At 29.5% G+C, this 23,836-nt stretch carries 17 protein-coding genes; 15 read left to right on the top strand and 2 right to left on the bottom strand.

From position 1 onward, the window contains the following. Window positions 1-120: 120 nt before the first annotated feature. The 13 genes from GCL57_RS09810 to GCL57_RS09750 all read left to right on the top strand — a co-directional run bounded on the left by GCL57_RS09810 (window position 121) and on the right by GCL57_RS09750 (window position 15,845). Window positions 121-1,050, top strand: coding sequence for a tetratricopeptide repeat protein (locus GCL57_RS09810; RefSeq protein ID WP_152213168.1), 930 nt, complete (start codon window positions 121-123; stop codon window positions 1,048-1,050). 210 nt (window positions 1,051-1,260) lie between these two features. Beyond that, the gene (locus GCL57_RS09805) at window positions 1,261-2,400 is read left to right on the top strand and encodes a hypothetical protein (RefSeq protein ID WP_152213167.1); all 1,140 of its coding nucleotides are present in this window, start codon (window positions 1,261-1,263) and stop codon (window positions 2,398-2,400) included. Then, complete coding sequence (locus GCL57_RS09800) at window positions 2,397-4,043, top strand: hypothetical protein (protein WP_152213166.1); 1,647 nt, start codon at window positions 2,397-2,399, stop codon at window positions 4,041-4,043. The genes GCL57_RS09805 and GCL57_RS09800 overlap by 4 nt, the downstream gene beginning before the upstream one ends. A gap of 278 nt (window positions 4,044-4,321) precedes the next feature. Continuing rightward, window positions 4,322-5,767 (top strand): hypothetical protein, encoded by a 1,446-nt coding sequence (locus GCL57_RS09795; protein ID WP_152213165.1) that lies wholly within the window; start codon window positions 4,322-4,324, stop codon window positions 5,765-5,767. A 387-nt stretch (window positions 5,768-6,154) separates the two neighbouring features. Further along, a complete protein-coding gene (locus GCL57_RS09790; RefSeq protein ID WP_152213164.1) occupies window positions 6,155-6,934 on the top strand; it encodes a hypothetical protein in 780 nt (259 codons plus the stop codon). Window positions 6,935-6,962: 28 nt separating this feature from the next. Continuing rightward, window positions 6,963-7,703 carry a hypothetical protein gene (locus GCL57_RS09785; protein ID WP_152213163.1) on the top strand — a complete coding sequence of 247 codons (741 nt, stop codon included), beginning with the start codon at window positions 6,963-6,965 and terminating at the stop codon, window positions 7,701-7,703. 15 nt (window positions 7,704-7,718) lie between these two features. After that, entirely contained in the window at window positions 7,719-9,149 is a 1,431-nt protein-coding gene (locus GCL57_RS09780; RefSeq protein WP_152213162.1) for a hypothetical protein, read from the top strand. Window positions 9,150-9,159: 10 nt separating this feature from the next. Beyond that, window positions 9,160-9,741 (top strand): hypothetical protein, encoded by a 582-nt coding sequence (locus GCL57_RS09775; RefSeq protein ID WP_152213161.1) that lies wholly within the window; start codon window positions 9,160-9,162, stop codon window positions 9,739-9,741. Between the two features lie 11 nt (window positions 9,742-9,752). After that, the gene (locus GCL57_RS09770; protein ID WP_152213160.1) at window positions 9,753-10,544 is read left to right on the top strand and encodes a hypothetical protein; all 792 of its coding nucleotides are present in this window, start codon (window positions 9,753-9,755) and stop codon (window positions 10,542-10,544) included. A 55-nt stretch (window positions 10,545-10,599) separates the two neighbouring features. Further along, window positions 10,600-11,733, top strand: coding sequence for a hypothetical protein (locus GCL57_RS09765; RefSeq protein ID WP_152213159.1), 1,134 nt, complete (start codon window positions 10,600-10,602; stop codon window positions 11,731-11,733). Continuing rightward, window positions 11,730-13,388 (top strand): hypothetical protein, encoded by a 1,659-nt coding sequence (locus GCL57_RS09760; protein ID WP_152213158.1) that lies wholly within the window; start codon window positions 11,730-11,732, stop codon window positions 13,386-13,388. The genes GCL57_RS09765 and GCL57_RS09760 overlap by 4 nt, the downstream gene beginning before the upstream one ends. Next, window positions 13,385-15,211, top strand: coding sequence for a HEAT repeat domain-containing protein (locus tag GCL57_RS09755; protein WP_161597691.1), 1,827 nt, complete (start codon window positions 13,385-13,387; stop codon window positions 15,209-15,211). The genes GCL57_RS09760 and GCL57_RS09755 overlap by 4 nt, the downstream gene beginning before the upstream one ends. Window positions 15,212-15,317: 106 nt before the next feature. Then, on the top strand, window positions 15,318-15,845 hold the full coding sequence (locus tag GCL57_RS09750; RefSeq protein ID WP_152213156.1) for a hypothetical protein: 528 nt from the start codon (window positions 15,318-15,320) through the stop codon (window positions 15,843-15,845). A 90-nt stretch (window positions 15,846-15,935) separates the two neighbouring features. Here the strand turns inward: GCL57_RS09750 and GCL57_RS09745 are convergent, their stop codons facing one another. Continuing rightward, the gene (locus GCL57_RS09745) at window positions 15,936-16,841 is read right to left on the bottom strand and encodes a sterol desaturase family protein (protein ID WP_152213155.1); all 906 of its coding nucleotides are present in this window, start codon (window positions 16,839-16,841) and stop codon (window positions 15,936-15,938) included. Window positions 16,842-17,158: 317 nt separating this feature from the next. Between GCL57_RS09745 and GCL57_RS09740 the strand changes: the two genes are divergently transcribed. Further along, complete coding sequence (locus tag GCL57_RS09740) at window positions 17,159-20,119, top strand: TcdA/TcdB pore-forming domain-containing protein (RefSeq protein WP_152213154.1); 2,961 nt, start codon at window positions 17,159-17,161, stop codon at window positions 20,117-20,119. Further along, on the top strand, window positions 20,116-21,450 hold the full coding sequence (locus GCL57_RS09735) for a deaminase domain-containing protein (RefSeq protein WP_152213153.1): 1,335 nt from the start codon (window positions 20,116-20,118) through the stop codon (window positions 21,448-21,450). The genes GCL57_RS09740 and GCL57_RS09735 overlap by 4 nt, the downstream gene beginning before the upstream one ends. Here GCL57_RS09735 and recD2 read toward each other — a convergent pair. Then, window positions 21,447-23,795 (bottom strand): SF1B family DNA helicase RecD2, encoded by a 2,349-nt coding sequence (recD2, locus tag GCL57_RS09730; protein ID WP_152213152.1) that lies wholly within the window; start codon window positions 23,793-23,795, stop codon window positions 21,447-21,449. The genes GCL57_RS09735 and recD2 overlap by 4 nt on opposite strands. Window positions 23,796-23,836 lie beyond the last annotated feature (41 nt).

Here is a 23,836-nt window from a genome sequence, read left to right as displayed (position 1 = left end):
TAACTGCAATCACTCCTTTCAGTATAGAAAGAGTTCTAGCAAGCTCCCACAAGTTGCAGTAAGCTGTTTTTGAGGGTTTAAATCGCCTTTTCTTAAGCAGACTACAGAGGATTTTTGAGAATGACAAATCACAAAAGTGAACACAAAGACGCAGCAAATAAGCATCATCATCACGAACATGGTAAGTGTAATCATGAACATGAACACAATAACCATGATCACGATCAAAATACATGCGCCCATGAACATGGCAAATGCAGCCATGGACATGATCACCACCATCACTCTAACGAGCCGCATGAACGCTACAACAGATATTCGTATTCTGATGCCGAAATAATAGAATTCTCAAAAAAATCAGTTGATGAACTTATTGAACTCGTAAATAGCTTTCTTTCAGAAGAAATTTACGGAAAAGCTGTTCCAATATTGGAAATCATATTTTTAAGACTCAGCTCAGATAAACATAATGTTGATTCTGAAAATATTTTTTCTACAAAACACCATTTAGCACTTGCCTATGGAATTATTAGTGAACACGCTAAATCAATCCCCTTATGGAAAGAGGTTATAAAATCATTAGAGCAAGAAGAAGACACTTCTGAAACTCTTGAAGCTTATTACAATGCTGCACTTTCCGCTGAACAAGCTCAGAATGAAAAAGAATATGTTGCATTTATTACAAAAGGCCTAGAGATTGCAAAAGCAAGCAATTTTGAAGACTGGGAAGCTGCATTTGAACATGAACTTGGAATTCATTCAATGGATAAAAGTGATTATAATGCTGCAGAAATCAAGTTTCTGCGTTCTATAGAAATCCGAAAAAATATGGAAGATGAAGAGGGTATTATTATATCTCAGTACCACTTAGCTAACGTTTACGAAGCACGTAAAGAAATCGAAAAAGCCAAAAAATTATATGAAGAAACCTTAGCACTCACAAAGAACGAATGTATTAAAGAACATGTAGAACATGAGCGTTCTTTAATTGAAGAACGACTATCATTAATAAACAATACGCAACTGCAAAGCAAATTGCTTAAATTTTAAAGAAGTAACTTTTGTTTCTCCTCTCTTTTAACGAGAGGCTTTTTTTTATTTAAAAATTCAAAATATTCCTACCCAATTTTTTACCATCTATTAAATCCACAAAAAAAATCAAAATATTTAAAAAAAATATTGCAATACAATTTAATTTAAAATAAAACTAAACTGGACATAATCTTAAATTAAAGAAAAAATAAAATAAGGAGATATATTTTGAAAATAATATTAATATTTATTTTTAATATTTTTCAATTTTCATACTTACATGCAAATGAAGAGTCAATTAACAATGAAAATCTAGACGAGAAAGAAAAAATTTATATTAATGAATTTTCTGAAATAAATAATATGTCAGAAAACTACGGAAGACTTATTCTTGTTAGAAAGCATAATCTATATGGAAGAAATGGAATTTCTCAAAAATTTATAACACATCAAAGGAAATTAAAAAAATGGATAAATAATTGGGAAAACTATATTAAGAACATTGAAATTAAAAATATAAATGATATTTACTCATTCTCAACACAACTGCAAGATTTTTTATCAATGCAAAGCATTGAGTCTGAAAAACTTAAAATAGCACTAAATCAAATTATTAATAATTCTGAAAATTCTTTAATGACAATAAAAAATTCAAATGATTACAATAAAAAATCACTTTCGGAATTCACTTACTATCTAAATCAAATAGATATAAGCCAAAATTCTTTAAAAAACTCAATCAGTATGTATAAAAATAATTCCATACATTATCTAAGACAAATAGATAAAATTAACACAATGGGACATAAATCAATTCTTTCAAAAATAATAATAGAGTTATCTAAAATCAGAAGTGAAAACCCAAATAAAACTCTACATGAATTCTATATTTTAATAAATGCATCAAAAGAATTAAATCCATTAATTTCAAAACTTGAAATTAATGAAAGAAAAATGGAGGAACACATCTCAAAATATCAATATTTTAGTGCACTTCATTTATCTGAAAGAAATCTAGTTTCATGCTCAAAAACTCATACCGAATTAAGAAATAAATTCATAAAGATAAACATTAATAATTATACATACAATCTAAATAGAATTAAAGAAATCTGCAGCAAATCATATGACACTTTCATAAGATTTAAAAGAAAGCATAAAAAAATTTATGACTATACATTAAATTTAATACAATATATTAATAAAAACATCCTTATTAATTGCAATGAATACATAAATATTATTCATTGCAATGAACTTTCAATCATAAATTCAATAAAATATGAAGAATTTACAAAATTCAATGAAAAAGAAACTTCATTTATTGAATATAAAATGAATAGAATATATGAAGAGTTTAAAAAATGAAGAAATTATATTTTTACTTTTTTTCGATGCTTTTCTTCTATAACCAAGCATTCTCATTAAATCTTTGTACAGATGGATACATTGATTATAGACGGCCTGCCATACCATTTGTTCCATTTAGAATAAGTGATACCGAATCAGGAAAATTATTATCCCCTGATGATATTATGACCGCATTGGATCGAAATGGAAAAAAATATAGTGTTAAAGCAAAAGATTTTTATGAACAAATTAATTCTATTGAATTTTCATTAAATCAATGGGGATACTCACTGCGTGATTCTACAGGAAGTTATAATTTAAGTTCACTTGATTCTTGTTTAAAACTATTAGAAAATCAAAAATCTATTATTAATAAAAATTTAATTCAAGAACCTGTTAATGAGGTACTAAACTATGAGGACTGGAAGAAAAAAGTAAAATCATTATCTGATGAGCAAAATAAAAATTATCCCCAATTTAAAGATTTAATTAAGCATAGAGATGCTAATAAATATGATGAATATATTTCTAATGTAAAAGCTTTTGACGTACCTAGACCATTACTAAAAAAAGTAAATATGTCATTATTTGAAAAAGAAAAAAATTGGGTGTTTGAAAAGGGAGAGATCTCAAAATTTTTTATTGGTGGGAGTGCTGGATACGGGGTTAAAGCGAGTCAATTAGAAGTGGCAAGCACGGCATATGCTGGGATAGATGCCGCTCTTTTAGGATTATGGCATGGCAGCGTTGTCAGTGCAGTAGCAAAAGCGAATTCTCCTGGAACAGGAATAGGGCATCTTAATATTTCTGCGAACGTTTTTGGAAGTACTTTATTTGCTTTTAGTGAAGAATTAAAATCAAGTGCATATGCTAAGGAAACAGATCTTTTTAATTCACCTTTGAATTTTGAAAAGTCTACTCATTTTTTGCTAGGTCCCATTCCTATTAAATTAACGTTAGGAATTCGTGGAAATAACACTATGAAGTGGGGATTAGATAGCAGACCACTTCAAATGCAAAGTTACCTTCAGCATTATGCATCTATTGATGCGTATGGTGCGGCAGCGGTTGACATCCTCATTGCAGGAGTTGGAGTGCAAGGACGTATTTTACTAATAGCAATTGACACTCGAGTTGCTGCCAATGCACTCGTTGAATACAATGACACACTTTATTTCAAATTAAATATAATCGGAAAAACAGATGTAAATGCACTCTATGGTGATTTAAAAGTAGTTGTCTATACATATTTACCCACATTGAAATTTTGGAATGGTTTTTTAGAGAAAAAAGAATGGTTTAAAAGATTAGGAGAATATCCAGGATTTAAATTCTCAGGAAGTCTTTTTGATTATTCAGCAACGTTGACGCCAACTGGATTTAGTGCAAAAGGAGACCTAAGTGTCGAAGATGTAGCTGATCAGCTCAATATTAATAAAAACTTAAATAGAAAAGAGACAATAATATCTCTTGCAAGAAGCACATCAAAAAGATCTAGAGAAACAGTGAGAGCTATTGAAAAGGATCTTGAAGGAGAAGAAAATATATTACTATTAAATGAAGAAAAGTTATTAAGTGAAAATGAAGTTGCAATGATGATATTTTTTGATGATTTTGAAAGAACCCTTAAAGAAATAGATTATATAGCAGAGTATTTATAAAAAATAAAAAAAATAGAATTCATTATAAGGTTAATTACTTTTAAATAAAATCTATAAAAAGTAAAATGTCAAATTTTTGACTTAATTTAAAAATTAAAAACCAGAAAACATGCTTACCAAAAATGTATACATATATTTATATTCAAGTGATTCATAAATATTTATGCTTTTAGTTATGAAAATAAATAATTTTTGGACAAAACAATTTAAGCTTGTATTTACTTTTAAATAATTTAAATATTGTCAGAAAAATAGTTTAAACCTTGTGTGTGGATATTATGAAAAAAAAATTATTGCGTCATTTTTACTTTAAAAGTATATTTTTAATTAATATGCACATAATAATATTATCAATTGTAATATTTAGCTGCGCTCCAGTAAAAAAATATTTAACAAGCACAAATACATTTGAAACAGAAGACAACTGGAGTGACCCAAACCCTTCTCTTACAAATGAAGTCAATGTATTTCTGCAAAGTAAAATGAATCCTTTTCAGGCGTGCACACAGGAAAATGCAAAAATAGACTCCAACTGTGCACCAATAAAAATTACTGCCGGTGCAGCAGAGCCAAAGAAAAGTAGCCTTGGATATCGAATTATGATCATTGATGACTATGGCATGAAAGCAGCAGCATATACCAGATATAGAAATAGAGTGTTAAAAAATATTTTTGAAAATGAACACACAGGTGAGTTTAATGGGTCGCATTTAACTCTAGAAATGCCGAAAGCGGCAAAGGAAATATTATTAGATACATTTGCAAACGCAAGTTATGAAAAAATGCCTTCTGAGCTTTTAAAACCAAATATGGATCTTTTTTATGATAAGTTTAATGAGATGTACAATAAAGGTATTTTTATAGGCCATAGTTCTAATATTTTTAATTATTTAGCAAATAATTCTCCTTTGAGTCAGTTTGTTTTGGTCTATGCGAACGACAATAAATTTAATAAAACTCTATGCAATAATCAGCTCTCAGAAGATGAAAAGTTAATTGATATAAAAAATTTATATAAAAATCAGATCAAAGAAATCATAAATGAAATAAAACAATTTAAAATAAATTTTATATCTTTTTCAAGAGGATATACCAATGAAAAAATAAGAAATATAATACGAGATAATAAATGTGAAAGTATATCAAATAAATTTATTTCGAATATAAATAGATTATTTTTTGAGTATTATTTAAAACCGTTGACGGTAGGGTCTAACGCTCTCTTAGTCCAAGCAAATGCACATTCTAATTATAATATAACCTCAATGGTTGATGAAAATTTTTATTCAGATTGCCAAGAATTAAAAAGTAGAGTGAGGATTGGTACAGCCAATGATGTTAGTCTTTCGATCTCATCTGAGGGAAGTCATAATTTACGAATTCTTGAATCGCCTGAAAGAAATGCCAAAAAATGTACAGATATTTATATTAATTTTGCCGTAGAAAAGGAAAGACCTAATCGCTATAGAAAAGGTGTTATCCACTTTTCAGACTTTAATATTGGAACATCTCCTCCGGCAAAATTTGAAATTGCAAGTTCTTTTGCCACCCCAGTCGCTGTATCATATCTAATCCATTTAAAAATGCTTTTGCAAAAAGAAAATCCTGGTTTGGAAATAAGTAATGAGATGCTATTAAAACGATTAAACAATCAAAAAAACTTTATATTTGATCCAAGCTTACATAAACAATTGCCAATTTATGAACTTAAATATTTAAAGTAAGAAAACTTACTTTAAATATTTTTAGTTGCAATGATGATATTTTTTGATGATTTTGAAAGAACCCTTAAAGAAATAGATAATATAGCAGAGTATTTATAAAAAATAAAAAAGCAGAATTCATTATAAGGTTAATTACTTTTATTTCAATTTTACAAAAAGTAAAATGTCATTAAATTGACGATCCTCCTACCGAAAAACTCAAATAAACTTGCTTACCAAAATATAAAAAAAATAAAAATATTCAAGACTAACATACATATTTATTTTTTTGAATATTCAAATTCTAGTTCTTCTTAACAAACTAAAAAAATCTGTTTAAATTGTTTCTGGAACAATATAAATCGTGAATTTGTCTGGATAAACAATATAAAAAGAGAGGAAACAGTTATGAATATAAGAAGTTTTCTACGCTTTTCTTTAAGAAAAACAACAATGCTTGCAACACTCTCTGTCGCTATAAATGCTTATGCAAATAGAATTGATAAGCCTTCATCAGAGAGATGTACTGGAAATATGCAAGGTACGGCATGCCAATCAGAAAGAGAATATGGATTAAAAATTGGTTGTATAACTAAAGAAGAATATGACTCACTCGTTGCTTATAACTCCTACCCTGTCTGTGATAGATTCAATGTTTTACGAGCTTGGTGCTCTTGTGGCTGCTTCGAAGCCAGCACTCGCATATTTAGCTTTGAAAACTTCGCGAACGAAATTGGTTATATTCCAATCTCAAAAATAACGTCTGAAAGTAAAAAATATAATGTTGCTAGTATAAAACCTGAATCATCATTATCTCAATTAAAAACTGGCTTATATAATATCACTTCAACTTCAAGTGGACCAGAAAAAGAAGCACTCATAGTATTTAAAACCATAAATAATTTAAAACTCACCGTAACAAAGGAACATGCAATTTTACTTTCCGATGGTCGAATGGTCGCAGCAAAAAATGTAAAATTAACTGATTCACTTGTGCAAGCGAATGGCAAACCTATCTCAATTAAATCAATAGAATATCTTAAAACAAAAGAACAAGTTCTAAATATTCTTACATCAGGTAACACAAATATTGAACACACGCTCTTTGCTGAAGGTCTCATTGTTGGAGATCTTGCTTGGCAGAATAATTTGAAAAATATGTTGAATTCTATTGCAATAAGACAATAATTTATTGCAATAAATTTTAGGGAAATATATGAAAAATAGAATATTTTTAATTTCAATTATTGTGGTTTTTGTTGCTTTAATTTTAAATAATTTACAAAATTCTAAGCAAAAAAATACGATAAATACTTCTTATAAAGAAGAAATAAATCAAAATAAAAATCAAGAAATAGAAATAAGCAATCCTAAAACTGATAAAATCGACCAGAAGAACATGAGTGAATTTTCAGATCAAGAGCTAGAAGAAGTAAATACTTTCATTAAAAATATGAAAGATGATTACACAAAACTACAATTTGACTCCAATTTTCGTGACAAAGTATTAAATGCCTACGGTCAAAATAAAAATATTACAAAAATTTTTAAAAAAATAATTTTAGAAAATGATTTTGCCGTGCGTTTAAGTGCAGAAGATCAAGCCTATGCAAGAGTTTTTGCAATTCAAGGTTTAAAGGAAATTGCACTCAATCATGAAAAAGAACCTCTAATAAGTACAATCCAAGAATTAAGTCTTAATTTACAAAATAAAGAAACTTTAGAAAAAGGAGAGCAAGCAGATTTAGAAGATTTACTAAGAGGATACATGTCCGTAATAAATATAGATCATTTTACAGAAAATATAGAAGAACATTTAAAAGAAATTGGCTTTACTAAAAAAATTAAAAATCAAGAAATTTTAGATATTTATGACCAGAGTCTCTACTTTTCTCTGGCTGATAAAATAGGAAGAGATAAAGCAAAAGAATTGCTCACAAAATTTTTAGACTCTTAAAGGACTCATTTATATATGAATAAGTTTTATGTAATATTAGCATCTACATGTTTATCATTAATAAGCTGTAAAGAAGCAAAGCCAAATTTAAAATCAAATATTATATTTGAAAGCGAAGACAATTGGAAAGATCCAAACCCTGCATTAACAAATGAAATAAATGCAGTTATACAAAGTAAGCTTATATCTTTAAGACAACCATGCAATGAAGAAAATCAAGATAAAAACTCAGAATGCGCACTTGTAGATATTTCACCCAGTGAAGTAGAACCTCGAGAAAAAAGTTTAGGTTACAGAATTATGGTTATAGATGATCCAGGTATGCTGGTTGCTGCATACACTCGCTATAAAGATAGAGTTATAAAAAATATTTTTGAAGATGAAAACACCGGTCAATTCAAAGCTAATCCTTTAAATATACAAATGCCTAAAGCTGCACGTGAAATATTAGAACAAACCTTCGAAAATCCAGCATACGGAAAAATTCCTTCAGAGCTTTTAACTTCAAATCAAAATATTTTCTACAATAAATTCAAAGAAATGGCTGAAAATATTAACTTTAAGTATGATGGAAAGAAGCATAATGGTCACTCTACTGTGATTTTTAATTACCTTGCAAATAACAACCCCAATAGTGAATTTATTTTAATGCATATAAATGAAAATAAATTCACTAATATTTTTTGCAATAGAATAATGAGCCTTAAAGACAAAGAAAAAAATATTAATAAACTGTTTAAAGCGCAATCAAACGATATTATAGAGCAAGTAAATAAGTTTAAAATAAGCTTTATTTCTTACTCAAGAGGTTATTCAAATAATACTTTAACTTTTATAGAGAACGTAAATAAATGCGAAAATATTACAAGTGAATTTAAATCAAAAATAAATAAATCATATTTCGAAAACTTTCTTAAACCAATCACAACAAATACGAATGCAATTTTAGTACAGTCAAATACAACTTCAGATTATTTGATAAACTCAGAAAATGATGAAAATTATTATTCTGATTGTCAGAGTTTAAAAAATAGAATTCGCGTTGGTTTTGCAAATGATCTACAATATTCTATTCCAATCAAAGGAAGCAATAATATACGAATTCTAAAAGGGAAAGATAAAAACTTTAAATTATGTACCGATATTTATATAAATTTCGCTGTAGAAAAAGAAAGACCTTATCGCTACAGAAAAGGAGCCATTCAATTTTCTAGTTTTAATATTGGTACAATAGTACCTACTGGATATGAAGTATCTAGCTCAAATGCAACACCAGTCGCACTTTCCTATTTAATATATTTAAAAAGCATTTTACAAAAAGAAAATCCAACTACTGAAATAAGCAATGAAATGCTCTTAAATCGCCTTTATGAAAATAATAATTTTATTTTTGACCCTAGTCTCCATAAACAGCTTCCTATATATGAATTAGGCTACTTACAATAAGGATACATTTATGATCAAAAAAATATTTTTTTTAATTCTATTTTTATCATTTCAGAGTCAAGCAAGTGCCCTTAAAGTTGAAGCATATAACAATTTTACACGCTTTATTTTCGAACCCAGAGATTTTCAAGCAAATCAAGGTTCGCTAAATAACACCTATTGGTACTACCCTGGTTACAGTGCATTTAATGGGTGTGCAGCAACAACAACACCTATTTTTTTGACGAAAAAAGCTCACCTCTCTGGATATGTCACTATAAAATCGACTGCATACACTTGGATAGAATCACCACGTGACTTAGCAAGAACACAACTATTTCAAGTAAAAGCCTTTTCCCAATTTGCAGGATTAAATCAAGAAATACTCTCTGCACCTTTTTATCTAAGTGAGTTAAAAGATATTAGAACACTATATTATGAGAGGAATAGTTCATATATTGAAGCCAAAACCGAAGACAATCAATTTATAAATTCCAAACTTATGTTTAATAACCGCAATGATGCTTGGGAGAAATTAAGCTTTTGTATCGCAAATATTTCAGAAAGAACTGAAATATCTATAAGTGGACTCACAATTGATGCAATTTACTGAGGATAAATTTTATGAAGCTAAATTATTTATTTATTCCAATGTCTTTTTGTATAAGCTTATCTAGTGCTGCCTATACAAATTTATTAAAATGTGATTACGATGAGCAATATAAAACAGCTTGTAGAATAGAACCACTTACCTTAAGTGAAAATGATCCTTTTCAAATGGATTATTTAGTTAAATATGAATATGTTTGTGATGGGCATAATTTTAGGGTGGGGGCACAAACAGAAACTGGGTATTATGATTTTAAGCGAGATAATGCTGAAAATGTCTTAACGGCAACAGGTCAAGCACGCCTTGTTATTCAAGCTCTCGATCCTGAAAAACTTTATTATAAAGTCTTACAAAAAAATTGTTCCGTTCTTGTCAAAGAATTCAATCGGAGACCTTCCGTTATAACTTTGACTCAATGGAATCAAAATGTAAAAATGGAAATTGCCTTACTTTACTCCATGCTCGATAATTTTAAATTGGGAAAAAATTTAGATGACATCGACAAATGGGATTTAAATAAACTCAATCTTTTAAAATCAAATATACAAAAATTGACAAACGTATATCCACTTAATTTAAACTTTAAAGCACTTTTACATACCCTTGAAGGCGCAATTAAAAATAGACCACCTAAAATTGAAATTTCGAATGAAACAAAAGTAGAACTTAGTATTTATTATAGAACAAAATTAGAAGTTGAAATGGAAAATGCTACAAGAATGCTTGAAATATTTAAACAATGGAATGTAGTTCTTGAAAAGGATTTATCTTTAGTACTAGAAGAAATAAAAAATTACATAAACTAAATAAAGTTTCAGTACGGAATTGAAAATAAGTTAATTTTTGCTTTAGGAGGTTTTCGTGAAACGATATATAATAATTTTACCTTTCTTTACAAATTTGTTTATATTTATAAATGGAAATGCACAAAATCAAGATGATTTACTCTACATAAGAGAGCAAAAAGCGCTGAATTTATATTCCGAAATTAATATCGTTTCTGAAAGATATGGTCGATTTTTAGTCGTCCGAGATAAAAATCTCCATGGTGAAAATGGAATACAAGCAAAATATTTGCAGTGTATTATAAATATGGGGCAATGGGTTAAAGATTGGACTCATATTTTTGCTACAATAGACTTGAAAAATAAAATTGATGCAAATACCATGCAAGTTCAAGTGCAAAATATATTATCTCGGCAGGTTTCAAATGCTGAATCATTAAAAAGAACTTGTGGACAAATTCAATCGGATGTAAATAGTGCCCTTAGATTATTAGAAAATTCACCTAAATACAATCCTGAAATATTAAGTAATTATAAAAATATTCTGGCTGAAACAGAAAATATGAAAGAAAAACTCACACAGGTTTTGCAAAGCTTTGGCAGCTCTCCCATTACACGCATTGATAAATTAGAATACTTAATTACTTTATCGAAAAAAGCATCTCTTGCAAAACTTAAAATAGAACTCCTAAACAATGCCCGTATACCGCTTGAGAAGACCTTGCAAGAATTTCAAAATATCTTAGCAGCATCAAAACTTGCCGATTCTGCTCTAGCAAATATTATGCATTATGAAAATAATATGAATGAATACACCTTAAATTTTCAATATTTTAAAGCAAAGAAATTACTCACTCAAGTCCAAAAGGAATGTGCTGAGAAAAAAAATGAACTCAATTCAAGTTCCATTAGCAAAATATATTTGAAATCTGCTATTGAGCGTTTAGACACTCTTTGTAAAGCCTCTGAAGAACACTTTACATTTTTTACAACCTTAAATTCACCAAAATATGAGTATGTTTTTAACTACTCCCAACTTGTTAATGCAAATATAAATCTTAAATGCGATTTACAAAACAATATTGTTGCATGTAATAAACTTGCAGTCCTAAACTCCCTAGAAAAAGAAACTTTAAAAAATCTGCCAGAACCAAAGCTTGAATATATTGAAGATCAATTGGACAGCATTTATCAGGAGTATAAAAAATGAGAAATATGAACAGTTTTAAAATTCAGTTATTTATTTCATTTTTATTACAGTTTTTCTTTGCATATTCATTGCTAGCAAATGAATGTCCTAAAGATTTTATTGAGAACAGAAAGCCAGCTATTCCTTTTGTTCCATTCCCTATGAAAGATCCTGATACTGGGAAAGCACTTTTCCCAGAAGATAGAATTGTTGTTCAGGATAGGGCAGGAAGAAATTATGAAGTTAAAGCAATTGATTTTTTTAATGATGTGAACTCAATGGAATATTCACTGACTCAATGGGGTTACTCCTTACGAGATCCTGATGGAAAGTATAATTTAAGCACATTGGATGTCTGTGCTAAACTTCTTGACAAACAAAAAGATATTATTGAAAAAGAATTAAACAAAGATCCATTTAATAAAATACCATCATATGATGAATGGGTTAAAAACATTGAAACAGCACTTGATGCATATAAAGTTGCTATTCCTAGCTTAGAAGATCTTGCAAAATATGGAAATAATATAAAGTTTGATGATTTTATTACAACGGTAAAAGCTTTTGATGTACCCCGTCCTGTTCTTAAAAAAGCTGAATTGAAAAACTTAAATAAAGAAAAAAATTGGTCTTTTGAAAAGGGGCAAAAATCAAAGTTTTACATTGGTGGAAAAGCTGGATATAAAATTGCAGCAAGCAAAGTTGAAGTTAGAACCGAAGCAAATGCAGGTCTCGATGCAGCCGTTTTAGGCGTTTGGGAAGGTAATGTTGCAAATGCAGATGCTAAAGCAAATTCCCCAGCAACCCAAAAAGGGTTTTTAGACGTAAATGCAAGCGTATTTGGAAAAACGCTTTTTGTATACAAAGAAGAGCTGAGCAGTTCAGGATATAAAGATGAAAAAATGTTATTCAACACCCCCGTGCAATTAGAACGCTCAGTGCGTTTTATGGTTGGTCCTATCCCAGTGCGCTTAGCTGCAGGAATTCGAGGCAATAATTTTATGCGCTGGGGAATTGAACTTGTTCCGTTACAAGTTCAAACTTATTTACAACATTATGCAGGAATAGATGCGTACGCTTCTGCAGCAGTCGATATATTTGTTGCAGGTGCTGGGGTAACAGGACGACTTCTTCTTGTAGCACTTGACACTCGCGTGACGGCAGGCGCATTTGTTGAATTTAATGACGCACCAGAACTAAAACTAGAATTAATAGGCACCACCGAACTCAATGCATTAAGTGGAGACTTACGTATATATGTTTATGCATATGTACCAACCTGGAAGTTTTGGAAAGCATTTTTTGAACGCAAAGAATGGTCCACTTCTTTATGGAGCTTTGCTGGGTATGTACAAAAAGGAAATATATTTGATTATTCCGCAACCCTGACTCCAACAGGATTTCGCGCAAAAGGTGATTTAAGCGTGAGCGATGTTGCCGAAGAGCTTGAAATAGACAATAAACTGCAGAGAGAAAATAAAATACTTTCACTTGAAAATAAAACTCAAGAAAAGCTCAATGAGACCTTTAATGCCATCGTAAACGATTTAAAGAGCGAAAATAATTTAAAATTATTTAAAGATGTGGTAATTTATTCAGAGACTGAAAAATCTATGGATAAAGTAATCGCAGATTACTTAAATGAACTTGCAAAATGGTCTGGACCAATAATATGATGTTTATTAGAAAAAAAATACTCTATTCATTCATGCTTGTTTCTTTAATTTTATTTATTGCCTATGTCATTAATGGAAAATACTTTTTAAGACAATATATTTTGAGCTGTAATATAGGTGAAAAAAAAATTTATGATATTTCTTACTTTTCAAGTGGCTCAAGTGATTTATCCTTATTACAAGCTTCTAAACAGAAGTTTAAAATTGAATTTAAAGGAAAAGTAAAAGAAACTTGCATTGAAAATAATAACAGTAATTTAATCATACAATATGATTTTAAAGAAGCTCAGGCCTTTGTTAAGAATCAAGAAGTTTCATTAAGCTTAAATGAAAGTCATATTAATACAAATTTAGTTCTTGTTACTGTTTCAAATATTGGCCTCATTAATGAAATTCATTTTAGTAAATACATTGACCCAACTTTAAGTAATATCTATAGAGACTATATTGCAAATAGTTTTGTAGATTTTACAAATAAAAAAGACAATGAAAATAATTGGGAAAATGAAATTGAAAATTTCTCTGGAAAAAACTTCTTTCACTATGCAATTCAAAATGCGCGTGTGACTCGAAGTTTTATAGATAGACACACCCTTGAAAACTCATACCTATATGAAGAAACGAAAAATATTGAAAAGAAATATAGTAAAGATTCACTCACACTTTACACACTCGCTTCAAACAATATTCCTTTTTCAATTAATATGAAAAGAAATACACTTATATTTTTAAATAATAAGCAAATAGGATTTGAAGAAAGCTCTTTTACAAAAAAATTACAGCAAACCAAATCTAAAGATTTAGCAAGTGTTAAAAATAATGCGGATATTCTAAAATCAAATGAATTTTATAAAACCGATCTGCTTGCACGTGATATTGACGACCGTTTGAAAGAAAAAATGCTTTTAGAAAATTTTAAATATACAAATTTTTCAGATTTCATAAGCAATTCTAACTTAGAAAAAAAAGATAATTATACAGAATATTTTTTACAACTCAAATCACTCTTTGTTTTAGAACCTAAATCAGCTCGGGATACGGTTGGATTTTTAATTAAAATAAATAAAATGAGTGACGAATTTTCCCTCGTGCTGTCAGCACTTGTGAGCGCAGGCACCATTGAAAGTCAACAGGCTCTTATTGAAACATTTTATTCTCTCTCCGATAAAAAAGCGAAAATGGTTCTAATTGCCAATTTAGCTACCTGTGAAAAACCTGCTCTCGAAACGGAAAGTTTTACACGCTCACTTTGGTCTGAAAATGATATTGATCTCAAAAGCACTGCCATTCTAGCCCTTGGAAATATTGGAAAAAATTTACATGAAAATGACTCACAAAGAAAAAATAAAATATTAACTGATATTGTAAACGAATTACAAAATACAAATGACGCTCATGGACAAGGGGTTGCTTTATTAGCTCTTGGGAACTTATCTGATGAACGGGCATTAGATAATATTAACGCTAAACTTTCCTCTCCTAAAGAAGATATTCGTAAAGCGGCTGCATTTTCGTTACGCTTTATCAATCGCAGCGAGCCCGATAATTATTTGAAAAATATTTTACAAAATGATAGTTCCGATACCGTCAAACTTGCAGCCCTTGAGGCTCTGTCATTTAGAGTACAACGAGCTGATATAGTAGACCTGCAAAAGCAAATATTGCGAAATAATTCTTCCGAAAAAATTCGAATGCAAACATTAAAAAATCTTGCGCAGGCTGGACAAAAAGATGAAATAAGATATGCTATGCAAAATGATCTTTCAAAATCTGTCAGAACTTATGCTGAAAATTTACTCACGCGATTTGATATGAATTTGTAATTATACGAAAAAGCTCAATATGTTTAAAAAAATTTTTTATATATTTTCACTCCTAATATTAACAAGCTGTGCTCCTCTCAAATCAGAAAAATTTAACGGATTGGTTATGAGTCCGAAAGATTTTTCAGCTAAAATTGGCATATTAGACAATTCTAAATGGCACTATCACGGAATTTCTGCTTACGAGCCATGTGCATTGACTACGAAAGCTATTTTTTTGCCAAAAGAATCTCATTTAATTCCTTCTTTAAATATTAAATTAAGTGTATTTACATGGCTTAAGGAACCTCAAGAAATCTACAAAATTGAGCTTTTTAAAATAAAAGTATTTTCGGAAACTGCTGGAATTAAAAGTGAACTATTCTCTGTTCCCTTTATGTTATCTGAATTAACTGACATAACAACTTACTCTGAATATGGAAATGATCGATATATAGAAGCTAAATCAAATAATGATCAATATATCACTACTTCAAAACTTATATCTGAAAGCAACACTGTTAAAAGCGGTTATGTGAGTTTTTGTATTTCAAATATCTCAAAAAGAACTGAAATTTCCATCAACTCTCTTAATATTGAAGTTCTTCCAATAGAAAAGGAAGTTAAATTTATTAATTTTGCTCAAAGCATTTAACATTTTATTTTTAAATATATTTTCACTTGATATTTCTATATGGATAAAATTTGCAATTAAATTCACTCAAGTGTAATTTAAACAAAATAATTATTTTTTTAAATTTTTATAATAGTATTCATTTTGCAAATCTCTTGATATTTTTCCTGTTCCTAAATGATTCCAACCAGGAGGTTTATATAGATATTTTACTTTGTCGCGAATTTGATTTGCACTTTTTATATCTAAATACAATTCTTTGAGCATATGTAAGCCAATAATAAAAGGATTAAAAGATCGAATTGGGTGCAAGACACCGTAGATTGGTTCATTATCTTCTGGATGAAATGTTTTAAAAATTTTATCCCAAATTATAAAAATTCCAGCATAGTTTTTATCGAGATAAGCGATATCAGACCCATGATGAACTCGATGGTGACTTGGTGTATTAAATATAGAATCAAAGGCACCAAAAGATTTCGTGAGGCGTGTATGAACCCAAAATTGATAAAATAGATTAAGGGCTGATTGTAATAAAATATCTTCCGCACGGAAACCCAAAATTGCTAAGGGTGCCCAGAAAATCCAAGTAAAAGGTGAACCAAGCCAAGTTTGTCGAAGTGCCGTGCCAAAGTTATAATAAACTGAAGAATGATGTGTTTCGTGTGCGCACCAGAAAAACCTGCAAATATGACTTATTCTATGAAACCAATAATAACAGAAATCTTCTGCAAAAATAAGTAGCAAAAAAACCAGCCAATTTATTTTTTCTCCATATACAATTGCAGAGAGGGCATAAGGAATTTGAAAAAGACTATAATTATTAAAAAAAGTAAAAATTTTAAATACAAAAATATTACAGAGACCAGATATTATTAGAAATCCTATTCCCATTGATAAACTTGCGATAGTATCTTTTATAAAATAGGAGTTAGGTATTTTTTTGCGTACATAAAAATACTCAACTGCTATAGCGAGATTATAAATTGGAATTGTATAAAGCAAAAACATATCCATAATTCACCAAAATAAGAAAAAATTTGAACTTTACACTTAATTCTTTTTCAACTTTACATAGCATGCTTTTCTGGAGTGCACAGTAAATAAATTACTATTGATATCTTTAAGATATTAATAGCACAGAAATACTATTAATTTTTATTTTAATAAAAAATTAACAAATTAAAAAATATTTTTGTAATTATTTGACAAATGACAAAAATAATAGTATTAAAAATTTGAAAATTATATAAAAAAGAGTCTATTAACTGTTTACTTTTAAGTTATTAAAAATCTAAAGATCAGATAAAAAAATTAAAATAGAGGAGTTAAAATTGATTACCATAAAAAAATCTATTCAAAAAAAAATACTTACCCTCTCACTCTCTGGAATTGCCTGTAGTTGCAACAAACAATATCAAAATGAAAAAGGGAAAGAACTTATTTTTATTCAAAGTATAACTAAAACTTCGAACTCCTGCTCGCCTTTAAATGAAGATAAAATAAGTCAGGAAGAAAGTTTAGAAAAAGATAAAATCGTATTATTTTTCCAAAATTCAATTTCAGCTGATGAAAAAGAGTCTTTAAAAGAAACACTGAATCAATACTATTCGAGAAAAGAAAAGGACGTTGAGCCCATTGCAAATCTTTTATCGCACCTAGAAGAACTTATGCATAAATATCATGATATTTTAAATAAACAAAGTATTAAAAGTTTATTCAATATAGAAGAGTATATAAATAAAACTTCAGATATTTACATTGATACGGTTAAAAAAGTCAATAAATCAAACAATTCTTCTTTAATAAAATACAAGAAAGAACCTGTATTTGGAGCATTAAATAACACTGATTTTTCAATTGAGAAATATCTAATTACATTAGAAAGCGAAGACAAAGCAGCTCAATTTAATAATACTATAAAAAAATATATCACTCTCCATAATCTTGATGAAAACTTTATACCTTTTCCTGACTCCATAAAAACAAATAGCATTAAATTAATAAATATTAAATCAGGTGAAATTAAAATTATTGCACTAGAAAATATTGATGATTTTATAAAGCTAAATGACTTTAAAAAATACATTAATGAAAATATCAATAATCTGTCTTTCTACGTAAAAAAAGATAGCTCAGGTAATTTACATCTACAGGATATAAATTCTATGCACAGTTTAAGCGCTGGGCTTGGCATTAAAACTATCATTGATTATTTTTCAAATCATAGAAAAGATATCTTATTTTCTTCTAGAAGTGATGAAACAAATCTTTCAAAAATGTTAAAAATTCATACTTTTATCAATATAGCACAGGCAGGATTTGATGATTTAACAGAAATTGAAAAAATTCATCATATTTTTAGAACACTCAATAGCACTGCTCTAGAAGATAATATCAACTTTTTTAATGCCATTAGTAAAGTAGGCGCAAAAATAAGCTTGGGATTAAATACCACAAATATAGTTCTTGATGCTATTGAATTGGCAAATGCTGAATCTGCGACGCAGAAAATAAAATTTGGAACTGAACTCTCCTTTGACTCTGCCGGACTCAGCCTAGGAGTGGGAAGTTCTATTTTAAATCTTGTTGGAGCAAGTACAGCATCAGCTGCGCTCAGCACAATGGCCGTTCCCTTTACAGGTCTTGCTATTGGATTTAATGCATTTGCAAATGCTTCAGCACATGCGCAAGAACAATCCGTTAATTTAGCAAGTTACTTTTATCATTATGAACAAGAAATTAAAAAATACAAATCTTCTCCATCTTATGAAAGTGCTTTTCAAAATGAAATTAAAAATCTTCCTTTTGTCCCTCTTGCTTATAAGAACAATCAATTTATCAATAATAAACTTCAATCAGCAAGTTTTAATAATGTAATGATAAAAGGTTTAGATTTAAGAACAGCCAATAACATGACCCTTCATTTTGGAGATCATTATGTTTATCAAACTTCTCGATATGATTCTCTTGATACAATTAGCCACACTTATCTCTCATCGTTTGGTCCAAATCCAGCGCCAATAATTAATAATCAACATTTATTACCAATCAAAAATCTTTTAAATTTTAGTTTAGGAAATGAAGATTCCGTTGTCTTAAACAATATCAAATCAGAAAAGCCAATTATTTTGCCAGTCGTTCCAACAACAGATATCAGTTACAGTTTCCACTATACACCTGGGATTTTAGCAAGACACGATGCAGAGCTTTCAAGTGTTTTAAAAATGCAAAGAAATGGTAAATTTCTTTTTGAATACATGACTGGAATTTTTGCAGAATTTGCAATTCGCGAACTTTTTTTTGATTATAAAAAAACAGATATTTCAATTTATCTCGCAGAAAACAGCAGATTTTTATACACACCCAAGATTCCAGAAAAGTGGAATAATCTAATCACCTATAATTTATTTGGAAATAATGGACATTATTTTTTGAAGATAGACAAAGAGGCGCATTATAATATTCATACTTTAGGTGATAATGATAAATGGATTTTCGACATAAGTACATTGACTGAAAAAATTATAATTGAAAAAAATAGTATAAAAGCAGACTCATTTCAAATAAATTTTTTAACCTTCAAAAAACCAAAAGAAATACTTTTATTGCATAAATTGGGAGAAATCACTTCAGTTCAATTAGATGAAGAAAAACAAACCTACACCTTATTTGATTTTAATAAATTAGCCTTGAATCTCGCTCAATTTAAAAAAATGTTACAATCAAGAGTTCTAGAGAACAAACAAGAACATGGGTTTATTGAAATTGAAAACTATCCAATATTTGAAAATCATTCTGGCAAAGTTTGGTATGATATCAAAAATAATCAAATAATAAATATAAATAATTTAAAAAGTCTAGGAGAAACCCAAGGTGATTACACTCAAGAAAATACTCTTTCTTTAGTGAGTAGAATTGGAAATCAACTATACTTTTATGACAAAAATAATTATAAATTATATTACCAGAAAGACCTTACTTCAAATATTTATCTATTAGAAGATAATATAGAAAATATAACATTTTTTTTAGATCATTTAATTATAGAAAAAAAAGATGGCTTTGTCATATCAGTTAAAAATCCTCAAGATAAAACATTACTTGAAATAAAAAAAGACGATTTAAAAAAAGAAATGATTCTTAAAATTGCAAAAAAGAAGAGATATAAATTAAACAATGAAATACTTCTTTTTAATCAAAATAATAAATTTTATGCTTGGTACCTTACCCATATAGATTTAATCGTGGATATTAAAAAAATTAATAATCATATAGAGGCTCCTCATTTATGAAAAAAATATTTAAAAAAATAGTTTATTGTATTTTAATTTTCAACTTTGAAGCAAGCAACGCTACAAATCGATCCTGTGACTCTTCCCCAAGTAAAAAACCAAAATTATCAATTCAAAACAAAGTTATCTCACTAGGCAGTTCTGCAGATAAATTATATTTAATTGTCAACAATAAAGTGCATATAGATCCAATAGAATTTGGAAAAATTCAAAAAATTTATGAAGTAAAGCTTGAGTTAAATAATTATCTAACAAATCAAAGTGATACATATATGCACTTTTTTTCAGATGAAATATCCAGAATTAACTCTGAAATTAATCATAATTATGAAAATAATTATTATTTAAAATCAGATGGACTTGGCTCTTTTAGAGTGGCATCAGGAACTTTAAAACCAAGCGATGTTATTAGTATACCCGTTAGTGAAGCCCTAAAGCAAATAAATGCAAGAAAAACCATTCTTATTAATCATAACAGCTCTGATAATCAAACGTCGGTAAAGTATTTATTAAACTTTAAAAAACTTTACGCTGAAATAAAATTAAATACTGAAAATGAAAGCGAAAATAATCTACCTAAAGTTAATGAAGAAATAGTGAATACGAAAACTCTTGATGGTCAAAATAAGTTTGAAAAATTTAAAAATGCCTTATTTACTCTTAGACAAACTGTTCAAGATCCTTCAAAAACAATTATGGTTATTAAAAATATTGAACAATCAGATTCCATTGAAAGTTCTGATGAGCTTACAATCAAAAAATTAGTTGAAGCAAGAGAAAAAATATTACAGGGACTTGATGAAAGCCAAGTTGATTCCAAGCAAAATACTCGAAGTCACAATGCTAAAAAGACTATTTCATACGCAGAATTTCAATTAATAAGTGAAAATGAAAATTATCCCGAACAACTTTATTACTCTATAAGCGGAGAAAACTTTAAATTTGTCACTCCCCAAAACTCAAATAAAATATTTGTGAATCTTAAAAAAAATAATTTTAATTTTCCTTACACGACACCAGCAGAGAACCCATTGAAAAATATGCAAAGAATTCTTCAGGCAACAAAAGCAATCCGTAATGGAGAATTCCAAAATTTAAGTTCAACTCGTTATTCAGATTCAGAAGCTAAAATATTAGAAGCAATTGTTGATAAAACAAAAGATACTGGAAAAAGCACTCAAGGTACTTTAAAAATTTATACTTCGAAACCTGCATGTATATCTTGCCGAAATGTATATAACTATTTTAAAGAATTAAGACCAAATATTAATCTTAAAATATTAACTTTATCAGAAGTTGATAGTAAAAATCTTTACAAGATTAGCTATTAATTTTTTATTTCTTGATCTTGATGCCCTAAGAGAAGTCTATCTAAAAATGTAAATCGTCTAATTGCATTTTGACTGCCCACAGCTTTTTTAACAGCCCAGTCTTCTCCAACTAAAATAACATATTTACTTGCTCGAGTGATCGCCGTGTATAAAAGATTTCTATCGAGCATAGTAAAATAGACTCCAAACATTGGAATAATGCACAATGGAAATTCTGAACCTTGTGATTTATGTACAGTCATAGAATAGCAAAGTTGCAAATCATCAATTTCTTCATCTTCGTAAATAACGACACGATCGGAAAATTCAACAGTGGCTTCTACTTTTTCTTTTGTCTTTATTATAGTTTTACAATAACCAAGGTCGCCATTGAAAACATCAAGTTCATAGTTATTCTTTATTTGAATAACCTTATCGCCTTCACGTAAAATACTTCCATATGGCAAAGAATATTCTTTTTTATTCTCTGATGGAGGATTAAGATGATTTTGAATAATTTTATTTATATTTTCTTGTCCGACTTCAGTGCGCCGCATAGGTACTAAAATTTGGCAATTTTTTAATGGATCAAGTTCATAAATATTTTTAACAGTCTCACATAAAAAAGGTATGAGCACATCAAAAAATGTCTGTTGTGAACAAGGAATAAAAGCAAATGATTCGGGACGTGGAAACACGGGAATACGGCTTATATAGCTATATTCAGGTTTCTTACCTGAAATGATTTCTCGGGCAGCAAGTGGAATAGGACTTTCCGAACTCTGTCTAAATATCTGAGTGAGCCTCGCAATAGGCGCCTGTGCCGAAGAAATAATATCGCGCAAGCAGTTGCCTGCACCCACACTGGGCAATTGATCTACATCCCCCACAAGAATAAGTCTTCTATTCGGTCCAAGCACTGACAGGAGAGAATGCAGTAAGTCTAAACTGAGCATGGAACTTTCATCGACAATGACTACGTCCACGTTATCTAGTGCGCCTGTATTTCCTTCAAGTTCTTCGATTACATTTTGGGTTTCATCTTTATTTCTGCGCCCAAGACCGAGCATTTTGTGCAAAGTACTTGCCTGTTCACCAATAGATGCAGTCATTCTTTTTGCTGCTAAACCAGTAGGAGCACAAAGAGCGACCCTTCTATTGAGTGCTCGCTGCACACCATAAATAGCCTTCAAAACGAAAGTTTTTCCACAACCCGGCCCTCCTGTTAAAACCATAAAACGAGAACTTAAACTCATTTGCACAGCGGCTTGCTGCTCGCTTGAAAGTTTTTCCCAAGGGACCCCTGGGAAAAGCTCTTCAAACGTCTTTTCACCCTTCACAATATCACTTTGCACAAGCTTTTCTTTGTGTTCAAATAAAGGAGGTATTTTTAATAAACCTTGAATAAAGCCTGCGACTTCATCTTCCATACGAAGAACTTCTGGCAAATAAAATAATATTTCTTGTATAGTATTATTTTGAAGAGATTTAAAATTTGTTGTTTCCCGAATTAAAAAAGTCTCTTTTTTTTCTTCACGATTTTTCTTATAAATTGAGCGCAATTGTTCAAGAGTAAATTCACGCGAAAAAGTGGGATCAAACTTTCCCCCCAAAAGATCACGCGCTTTGTCTATTAAGTTGTCTCTTGGCAAGCAACAGTGACCTTCTTCTTGGGCAATTTCTAAAGCATAAATAAAAGCAGCTTCAATTCTAAAAGGAGAGGTTGTTGGTAAACCCAATTTTTGTGCAATGGCATCAGCACGTAGAAAACCAACCTGCCTAAAATCAGCTATAAGACGATAAGGATTTTCCATTAAGTTTGTTAAAGAAGCAACTCCATATTTTTCATAGATTCTTTTAGCAAAACGTGGGGGAATATTATGTTCATGTAAAAAAATCATAACATTACGAAAGACTTCATCTGTAACCATAACGGTTATGACATTTTCAGCTACTTTTCTTTTTTTCCCACCAAAATATTGGAATATTTTTTCTTTTTCATCTCGACAAATAGCAACAAGATCATCGATATTTTTAATTTGCAAAGCATCGACTAATTTTTTCGCCGTAACTTCACCCACTCCTTTTACGTTGTTTGCTAAGTATGGAGCTATCCCTGACAGTTCTTGAGGTCTTGTCGGTTCAGAATATATGGCGACAAAGGTTTCACCATATTTTGGAGAGTTCTCCCACTGTCCTATTATGCGATAGCGCTGTTTGGCATCTGCTTTTGGTGATACTTGGATTTTACCAGAAGCGCGAAAACGTTTAGCAGAAAGAGCATCAATAAACTCAGCTACAAGAAAGTCGCCTCTTTCTGATTCAAAGATAACTTTTGAAAGCATGCCAACGACTTCTAGGGACACAAGTAACCTCTTGTAATTGCTTGTAAATAAAAATGGAACGA

The organism is Fluviispira multicolorata, assembly GCF_009208585.1.
Classification (GTDB): Bacteria; Bdellovibrionota_B; Oligoflexia; order Silvanigrellales; family Silvanigrellaceae; genus Silvanigrella; species Silvanigrella multicolorata.
This window is presented reverse-complemented; position numbering and strand designations above follow the sequence as displayed.

Excerpts from the sequence above, each read along its gene's own strand:
- GCL57_RS09810 (WP_152213168.1), top strand. The coding sequence starts at position 121 with ATGACAAATCACAAAAGTGAACACAAAGACGCAGCAAATAAGCATCAT.
- GCL57_RS09800 (WP_152213166.1), top strand. The coding sequence starts at position 2,397 with ATGAAGAAATTATATTTTTACTTTTTTTCGATGCTTTTCTTCTATAAC.
- GCL57_RS09795 (WP_152213165.1), top strand. The coding sequence starts at position 4,322 with ATGAAAAAAAAATTATTGCGTCATTTTTACTTTAAAAGTATATTTTTA.
- GCL57_RS09790 (WP_152213164.1), top strand. The coding sequence starts at position 6,155 with ATGAATATAAGAAGTTTTCTACGCTTTTCTTTAAGAAAAACAACAATG.
- GCL57_RS09785 (WP_152213163.1), top strand. The coding sequence starts at position 6,963 with ATGAAAAATAGAATATTTTTAATTTCAATTATTGTGGTTTTTGTTGCT.
- GCL57_RS09780 (WP_152213162.1), top strand. The coding sequence starts at position 7,719 with ATGAATAAGTTTTATGTAATATTAGCATCTACATGTTTATCATTAATA.
- GCL57_RS09775 (WP_152213161.1), top strand. The coding sequence starts at position 9,160 with ATGATCAAAAAAATATTTTTTTTAATTCTATTTTTATCATTTCAGAGT.
- GCL57_RS09770 (WP_152213160.1), top strand. The coding sequence starts at position 9,753 with ATGAAGCTAAATTATTTATTTATTCCAATGTCTTTTTGTATAAGCTTA.
- GCL57_RS09760 (WP_152213158.1), top strand. The coding sequence starts at position 11,730 with ATGAGAAATATGAACAGTTTTAAAATTCAGTTATTTATTTCATTTTTA.
- GCL57_RS09755 (WP_161597691.1), top strand. The coding sequence starts at position 13,385 with ATGATGTTTATTAGAAAAAAAATACTCTATTCATTCATGCTTGTTTCT.
- GCL57_RS09750 (WP_152213156.1), top strand. The coding sequence starts at position 15,318 with ATGAGTCCGAAAGATTTTTCAGCTAAAATTGGCATATTAGACAATTCT.
- GCL57_RS09745 (WP_152213155.1), bottom strand. The coding sequence starts at position 16,841 with ATGGATATGTTTTTGCTTTATACAATTCCAATTTATAATCTCGCTATA.
- GCL57_RS09735 (WP_152213153.1), top strand. The coding sequence starts at position 20,116 with ATGAAAAAAATATTTAAAAAAATAGTTTATTGTATTTTAATTTTCAAC.